This window comes from uncultured Gimesia sp. (genome assembly GCF_937919775.1).
Classification (GTDB): Bacteria; Planctomycetota; Planctomycetia; order Planctomycetales; family Planctomycetaceae; genus Gimesia.
This window is the reverse complement of the sequence record NZ_CALFPF010000535.1, coordinates 1-7,245: the sequence shown is the minus strand read 5'-3', so window position 1 is coordinate 7,245 and position 7,245 is coordinate 1. Positions and strand designations below refer to the sequence as shown.

Sequence of the window (7,245 nt, the reverse complement as noted above, 5' to 3'; positions counted from 1 at the left end):
TCGGTCGGCGTCTGCAGGACCATGATACCTTTACGTATGAGATGCTGCCGGAAGTGGAATTTCAGGTCGAGAGTTATCTGCATTATCAGGGAAAGCGGTTTGTCGAGCGGTTTGACGCCAACAGTTATCTTTATCTCACCCGCGCCATGGACTACTTTGATCTCGAATCTCAGTATGGTTCGCTGGTCAATGCACTGGGCAAAACCAACGCCCGGTTTTTGATCGCCTCTTATGATTCGGACTGGCTGTTTACCACCAACCAGAGTAAAGAAATCGTGAGGGCACTCATCGAGTGCGGGAAACATGTTTCGTTTATTGAATTAAAAAGCCCTTTCGGCCATGATTCCTTTTTGATTGAAATTGAACAACTGCAAAAAATGATTACTCCCTTTCTGGAGCAGGCCTATCAGGCGTGTCTGGCAGAGAGAACTCAGAAAAAATAACTGCTAACAGATTTTCTTACTGCTGAGACCAGCGGTAACTGACACGGATCATTAAATATGTGTGCGCAACATCGATATTGTATGCAGGACCCGTCGCTGGAAGTGACGGACAAACTGCTGCTCGAACAGATTCAGCCGGGCAGTCGCGTGCTGGACCTGGGTTGCGGCGATGGTCGCCTGTTGGCCCGGTTGCGAGATGAGCGGGATGCCTCGGTTCTGGGAATTGAAATTGATATCGCACAACATCACGCCGCCATTGCCCGTGGCGTCCCCGTGATTCAAGCCGACCTGGACGAAGGTCTGCAGGATATTCCCGATCACGCCTTCGATTATGTTGTGCTGAGCCAGACGCTGCAGCAGGTGTTGCATCCCAAACAGCTTCTGGAAGAAATGGTCCGCGTTGCCAAACAGGCGCTGGTGGTGGTTCCCAATTTTGGAAACTGGCGGATTCGGCTGCAGGTTCTGAAACAGGGACGCGCGCCGGTGACCGAGGTGTTGCCTTACGAATGGTATAACACCCCCAACCTGCATCTGATGTCCATGCACGATTTTCAGGATCTGATGCGGCTGCTGGGTATCGAGATCCTGCAGGAAATCCCGATCATCAATCATCGGGCCGTTTCAAAAGCATGGCTGGCCAATCTGCGTGCACAGCATGTGCTCTATGTCCTGCAACGACTCGATGAATCTCCCGTAAACGAGGACAGTGGAAACGTCTTGCAGCGCCGGCAGGAATCACCTAAATCAAGTTCGTACTAGCGAGAACTATTTTGAATTACTATCCGGATTTCAAGGCTGATCTTGATTCAGCGGCTGCGCGATTTTCATACCAGAACTGGTGAAGGAAAATTGATGAGACTACATCGCAGGCTTCCTAAACTTTTCGGGTATGAGTTAATTCATATCAAAAGAAACCACCCCACACTTAAATCTCACTTGAAACTCCTGTTCCAGACTCTGAAGATCAGCATCGTGCTGGATGTCGGAGCCAATCGTGGTCAATTTGGATTACTGCTCCGTGAAATCGGGTACGAGGGCTATATCATTTCTTTCGAGCCCTTGAAAGAAGCCTACCAGCAATTAACGAAAACCAGCGTCGGCGACGAAAAGTGGCACACAAATCATTGTGCATTGGGTTCTGCGTCTGAGACGACGGAAATTAATTTCACCAGCGAGTCTGAGTTCACCTCTTTTCTGAATCCCAGTGATTATGCCAAAGAGGTCCGCAGCGCTCAGGTTCAAATTGCACAAAAAGAGACCGTGGAAGTCAAAAAACTGGATGATGTATTTGAGGATGTGATATCAAAGTGTGCGGAAACAGATCACCAGATCTTCCTGAAAATGGACACGCAAGGCTTTGATCAGGAAGTTTTCAAAGGGGGCGAGAAATCACTGGGCAGGATCGTGGCGCTGCAGTCGGAAATCGCGATTCTTCCTCTGTACGAAGGCATGCCGGATTTTATGGAATCGATTTCCGCGTATCGGGAAAAGGGCTTCGAACTGACGGGGCTGTTTCCGGTTTCACGGGACCAGTAGTCGCTCATTCTGATCGAAATGGACTGCGTAATGCGACGCAAACCGTAACACGATTTCCTGCACAAATATTCCGGAACAGGCCGCATTAATTCATGTTTCCAAAAATGGAATTTCCCGATATACTACGCCACCTCCAGGTCAGCAATGACTCAAGAGCACCCGCGTCCACTGCCACCACATAGTGACGTAAGGTGTTTAGATAAAAGTGTTTGAAATAAAACGTGATCCAGGTTTTAGAAGAGAAAGAGGGAAGGGACTCCCGATGCGTATCATAGCAATCATGAATCAAAAAGGGGGCGTCGGCAAGACAACGACCAGTGTCAACATGGCTGCCGGCCTGGCAATGCAGGGCAAAAAAGTCTGTCTGGTTGACCTCGATCCGCAGGGGCATTCCTCTTTACATCTGGGCATTGAACCGTTTGGAAGTATCCCGACTGCTTACGATGTCTTTTCCGGCTTCAAAACTCTGGCGGAAACCCGCCAACTGGTCTCGAAAAATTTATGGGTCGTTCCCTCCACACTGGATCTGGCAGCGACCGAACTCGAACTGGTAGACGCCGACAACCGGGAAATTGTGTTGCGTCAGGCCATTCAGAAAATGGCGGAGACGGAGCCTTTCGATTATTTGATCATGGACTGCCCCCCTTCGCTGGGTGTGCTGACGATCAACGCTTTAACGGCTGCTACTGAAGTCATTATCCCGCTGCAACCGCACTTCTTCGCTTTGCAGGGTTTATCGAAATTGTTTGAAACGACTGCTCTGGTACGACGTCGTCTGAACCGCGAGTTGAAAGTTTCCGGTATCGTATTGTGCCTGTATGAAACGGGAACCCGACTGGCCGCCGATGTTACAGACGACCTGTGTGCCTTCTTAAATCAAAGTGACCCCGAAGCGCCCTGGTCTGCAGCCAAGGTGTTCCAGAGTCGCATCCGGCGCAACATCAAACTGGCGGAAGCACCCAGTTATGGACAGTCGGTGTTTGATTATTCGAGCACCTGTCCGGGAGCGAAAGATTATGCCGGACTAGTTCAGGAAATCATCGCCGATGAAAAAGCCGAACACGCGCCCCTGCAAAGAGCCGCCTGATTATTCAGACGACGCTTTCTTTTTTTCATCCAGCTTGGCTTTCGCTTCTTTCCAGAGCGGGTCATAAACCTCTTTATCAAACGGAGGACATCCGGTGGGATATTGCCCCAGTGGATGATCCTTCGTGCGCATCAGGTTGGTGCAATAAGAAAACGTGCGGCAAATGGTTTTCCGATTGAGTTTTCCTTCTTCCTGAAGCTGCTTCGCGAACTCGGGCTGAGACAACGTCGCGCGTCCCATGCCGACAATCGAAATCTTTCCCTGTTCCACATTGGCGGCCGCAGCGTGCATCGCAAAATCCTGCAGCCAGCTGTATCCGCTTCCTACCACGGGAATATCAGGGACGGCTGCCTGAATCTGCGAGGCAATCCGGAAATGCCGGGCTACACCGATCAGAGGATGTTCGGGAGCATGATAACCGTCCGTCGGCGGAAATTCGGCCGGCCGGACCACGTGCGGATTCGCATACGGGTTCCCGTTGGAAATATTGATCAGACCGACGCCCCACTCGCGCAGCAGTCTGGCAACCTGCAGCGGTTCCGTCAGATCTTCTTTTAAATGATCATTGGGATCAGTGCCGAAAGCCGTCTGCAAAGGGAGTTCGTGCGGACAAGGCGCTCCCACAAAATCAGCGCCGGCTCCCTGATAGGGAATCCCGTCGTAGCCATTCATGCGCGTGCCGATGACCAGACTCGGACATTCTTCCCGAATACGTTTCACGACATTTCGTACCAGACGGGTCCGGTTTTCGAGAGAACCCCCGTATTCACCGGGACGATTTTTCGCGGCCAGCAATTCCGAAAGCAGATAACGATGGCACTGTTTGATATCGACAAACTCGACACCAATCGACTCCGCCAGTTTCGCTGCGGCGACATACTGATCTTCGATGCGTTTCAAATCGTCATCCGTCAGAACAGGATAACTGGCATCGATGGGACGTCCCGTTGATTTATCAATCGTACGTGGATCCAACACCTGATCGCGAGTGACAACGAGCGGCTTTTCAAAACTGAATCTGCCGGAATGCGTCAGTTGCAGACCAATCACCAGCCCGGCATCGGAACTGAAAACTTCTTTGTGCGCATCGCGACAGCCGGCAAGCATGTCCTGTAATGCGGAAGCCGTCTTGTCATTGATCATCAACTGACGGGGATTCATCCGCGCTTCCGGACCAACGGCCGTCGCTTCGCCCCAGATCAGTGATGCGCCCCCTGCTCCGAATCTCTGATAGCGACGGTAAGTCAATTCATCGGGAAATCCGTCCGTGGTTCCGTCGCAGCCTTCCATAGGCTGAATGCCCAGTCGGCTTTTGGCCTGCAGATGACCGATTTGAATTGGCTGATACAACACATCAAAGTTATCCGAAACCTGAATGGGACAGCCGAGCCGTTCTGAGTCTGCGACCACATCTTCGGGAGTTTTATATTTAAAATATTTGGCCATGTGTGATGACTCTATGTTTGCAAATTAAATTTGAGATAAGATTACGAAGTACCAACTGAATTGAGTTTACTCAATCGGGAAGTGAATTGCCATTCAGCGGAACGAAACCGGCGCGTGTTAAACTGCAGAGCCCGGAATTCCTAAGCGGGAACCGTCAATTGTTTTCCGCTGTCTCTGGCAGAGAGCTTCAGCAGAAACGGAACCGCGATTTCCGCCCACTCTTCCGCAGTCGGATAATGGCGGGCCTGTGAACCAAAGCAGCTTTGCAGCATGTCGGTATTGATAATTCCCGGGTTTAACGGAATCGCCGCCATGCCGCGCGGCAGTTCCTGAGCCAGCGCCTGCGTCAAACCTTCGATGGCCCATTTCGTCGCACAATAGGAGGCGACTTCTGCTGCAGTAGAACGCCCCCAGCCGGAACTGAAATTCACGACCACGCCGGTCTGCCGCGCGATCATGGCAGGCAGAAAATGGCGGATGGTGTTGGCAGTCCCTTTGATATTCACGTCAATAATGGCATCAAAGTCTTCCGTCGGCACCTCCCAGAGCGGCGCATTTTCATTGATCAGCGCCGCGTTATTCAGCAGCAGATCAGGCGGGCCAAATCGATCAAGCGACTTTGCAGCCCAGGCTTTGACGGCAGCGTCATCTGCGACATCGACCGCTGAAAACTGATGTGCCGCACCGTACTGCGTTGACAGTTCCTTAATCCGATCCAGCGATCTGCCACAGCCGATGACCGTGTGGCCGGCTTCAATGAAACCGACGGTCATGGCGCGCCCCAGTCCCTGAGTCACGCCCGTCACCACAATCACTTTCGACATGCACGATTCCTGTTCTTTACGCAACCGGGGCTTACTTGGATTCCTCTTTCGCAGCAGCGGCGGCTTTCGCATCTTCCTGCTTGGAAAGTTCCGGATTGACGGGAACCGCTGCAGGAGCGTCGCCGCGAATCCATTTAATGGCTCCAATCACCGACTCCTGAAACGCAGGATTCACCCACGTTTCGGGATTGTGTCCCAGATTATTCACGAAAACTTTGCCCTGCCCCCACTCTTTGGCCCAGGCTACGGGAACCTGATACGGTTTTTTCGGATTGCACTTTTCCATATTCAGGCTCATCAATACATGCACTTTTTCCGGCTGCCAGTTTTTGTACTGATAGATTTCGTCTTTGATCTGAAATTCTTTTCCGAACGACTTCATCGCCGGGTGATCGGTATCATGGACGGTGATCGTCACCTTGTTTCCGGCCCCCCAGGGATGTCCGTTAAAAGAACCACCGATCATTTCCCAATACGGTTCGTAGGACTTATAAGTATCTGTGGCGGAATGGAAGCCGATGAAGCCATGCCCTTTCTGTTTCAGCCAGTCGTTCAGAAAATATTGCATGTCCTCTTCTTTAATGGGGAGCATGCCGGTCGTGTAGAACATGACAATGTCATAATTCTGCAGATTTTCTTTCGTGAAGTCAGCGGCTGCATCCTGAGTGCAGTCGACGGTAAATAATCCGGACTGCTTGCCCAACTGGACCATCGCGATTTCCGCAGGTGCTAAATCGGTCTTGTCCCGCTTCACGGAACCGTGCGTGTAACCTTTGCTCTGGGTCAGCATCAGTACTCTGGACTTTCCCGTTTCCGCCTGGGAAAGTGAAGGGGTAAACAGGCAGGCAAACGCCAAAAGGCAGAGAGTCGACAGGAATCGGGATGGCATGGTGATCGCTCCACGGGTGGGTCTAAATGAGATACGTAATTTCAGTCCGTTTATTTTAAAGAAAGTCGGCAGGCCAATGCAAAGCAAAATGCCTAATCGGTCAGTTTCTGCACACGGATATTCCGAAACTCGACCGCGTCTCCCTCTGATTGAATGCCGAAAAAGCCGGCTTTGAGTTCACTTGGCTTGCAGGATGCGATAGGGGTTCCATTCAGCACCGACGTCAATGCGCCGTTTTTACAAATGACTTCAATCGCGTTCCATTCGCCAACCGGACGTCTGGCACTTTCTCTGGCCGCCTGATCGTCGGTGACTTCCAGGGTGATCTCTTTGCTGTTTGATTTGATATGCGCCATCTCTGCAAACTTACCCTGCACTTCCAGGCATTTTGGCCAGATCCGATTTTCTCCCGTGATAAAAAACAGGAAACCGGTATTCGGATTTTCATTCTTCTCGGCTGATTCCGGGAAACGATACTCCAGTCGCAGAGAGCAGTTACCGAAACTTTCCAGCGAATACAGGTAACCGCGCGGGTTGCCCGTGCAGGAGATCACTCCCTCTTTTTCCGTCCAGGTCGACCCTGATACCGGCTCTTTTGATTTCCCTTGAAACTCTTTGAAGTCTTTGAGGCTCAGTAGCGTGAAACCCTCTTCCACATCAAATAATGAATTTAACGTTTTTTCGGGCAGATCAATCGCCGAAACTTCATTCAAGGCTCGATCCTTCTGATTGTCCGTCGACCCGGAATCGCTGCAACCTGACATAATCAATGCCATAAATATTGTCAGCGAAAGCAGTACGGACAATGCAGTCTGATATTTCATGGGAAACTCTCTTTCCGGAAAGTCAAATTATATTTTGAATTGAATCGCAACTTAATCCAGTATTTATATTCTATCGTACAATATCCGCAAGACACACTAAAGCCTGCAGTCCTGTCTTCTGCTCAGGACAGATATAATCGATACATCTTTCTGCAAAGCGGCAAATTTACTGATTTACGTTATCAAAAATTGCAGA

At 50.8% G+C, this 7,245-nt stretch carries 7 protein-coding genes and 1 pseudogene; 4 read left to right on the top strand and 4 right to left on the bottom strand.

The window, feature by feature from the left end; genetic code table 11:
• The 4 genes and pseudogenes from metX to Q0294_RS15365 form a co-directional block, all read left to right on the top strand.
• Nucleotides 1–443 (top strand): annotated as a pseudogene (metX, locus tag Q0294_RS15380) (homoserine O-acetyltransferase); the annotation flags it as partial.
• Nucleotides 444–500: 57 nt separating this feature from the next.
• Nucleotides 501–1,202: a methionine biosynthesis protein MetW gene (gene metW / locus Q0294_RS15375; RefSeq protein ID WP_299467207.1), complete on the top strand. Its 702-nt coding sequence runs from the start codon at nt 501–503 to the stop codon at nt 1,200–1,202.
• Nucleotides 1,203–1,295: 93 nt separating this feature from the next.
• Complete coding sequence (locus Q0294_RS15370) at nt 1,296–1,979, top strand: FkbM family methyltransferase (RefSeq protein ID WP_299467204.1); 684 nt, start codon at nt 1,296–1,298, stop codon at nt 1,977–1,979.
• 262 nt (nt 1,980–2,241) lie between these two features.
• Entirely contained in the window at nt 2,242–3,066 is an 825-nt protein-coding gene (locus Q0294_RS15365; RefSeq protein WP_299467202.1) for an AAA family ATPase, read from the top strand.
• Here Q0294_RS15365 and Q0294_RS15360 read toward each other — a convergent pair whose 3' ends face one another.
• The 4 genes from Q0294_RS15360 to Q0294_RS15345 form a co-directional block, all read right to left on the bottom strand.
• Nucleotides 3,067–4,512 carry an NADH:flavin oxidoreductase gene (locus Q0294_RS15360; protein WP_299467200.1) on the bottom strand — a complete coding sequence of 482 codons (1,446 nt, stop codon included), beginning with the start codon at nt 4,510–4,512 and terminating at the stop codon, nt 3,067–3,069.
• Nucleotides 4,513–4,652: 140 nt separating this feature from the next.
• Nucleotides 4,653–5,336, bottom strand: coding sequence for an SDR family NAD(P)-dependent oxidoreductase (locus Q0294_RS15355; protein ID WP_299467198.1), 684 nt, complete (start codon nt 5,334–5,336; stop codon nt 4,653–4,655).
• Between the two features lie 31 nt (nt 5,337–5,367).
• Entirely contained in the window at nt 5,368–6,225 is an 858-nt protein-coding gene (locus Q0294_RS15350) for a ThuA domain-containing protein (RefSeq protein ID WP_299467196.1), read from the bottom strand.
• 92 nt (nt 6,226–6,317) lie between these two features.
• The gene (locus tag Q0294_RS15345) at nt 6,318–7,049 is read right to left on the bottom strand and encodes a DUF1080 domain-containing protein (protein WP_299467194.1); all 732 of its coding nucleotides are present in this window, start codon (nt 7,047–7,049) and stop codon (nt 6,318–6,320) included.
• Nucleotides 7,050–7,245 lie beyond the last annotated feature (196 nt).

Coding starts and splice junctions, on each gene's coding strand:
- metW (WP_299467207.1), top strand. CDS start 501: ATGTGTGCGCAACATCGATATTGTATGCAGGACCCGTCGCTGGAAGTG.
- Q0294_RS15370 (WP_299467204.1), top strand. CDS start 1,296: ATGAGACTACATCGCAGGCTTCCTAAACTTTTCGGGTATGAGTTAATT.
- Q0294_RS15365 (WP_299467202.1), top strand. CDS start 2,242: ATGCGTATCATAGCAATCATGAATCAAAAAGGGGGCGTCGGCAAGACA.
- Q0294_RS15360 (WP_299467200.1), bottom strand. CDS start 4,512: ATGGCCAAATATTTTAAATATAAAACTCCCGAAGATGTGGTCGCAGAC.
- Q0294_RS15355 (WP_299467198.1), bottom strand. CDS start 5,336: ATGTCGAAAGTGATTGTGGTGACGGGCGTGACTCAGGGACTGGGGCGC.
- Q0294_RS15350 (WP_299467196.1), bottom strand. CDS start 6,225: ATGCCATCCCGATTCCTGTCGACTCTCTGCCTTTTGGCGTTTGCCTGC.
- Q0294_RS15345 (WP_299467194.1), bottom strand. CDS start 7,049: ATGAAATATCAGACTGCATTGTCCGTACTGCTTTCGCTGACAATATTT.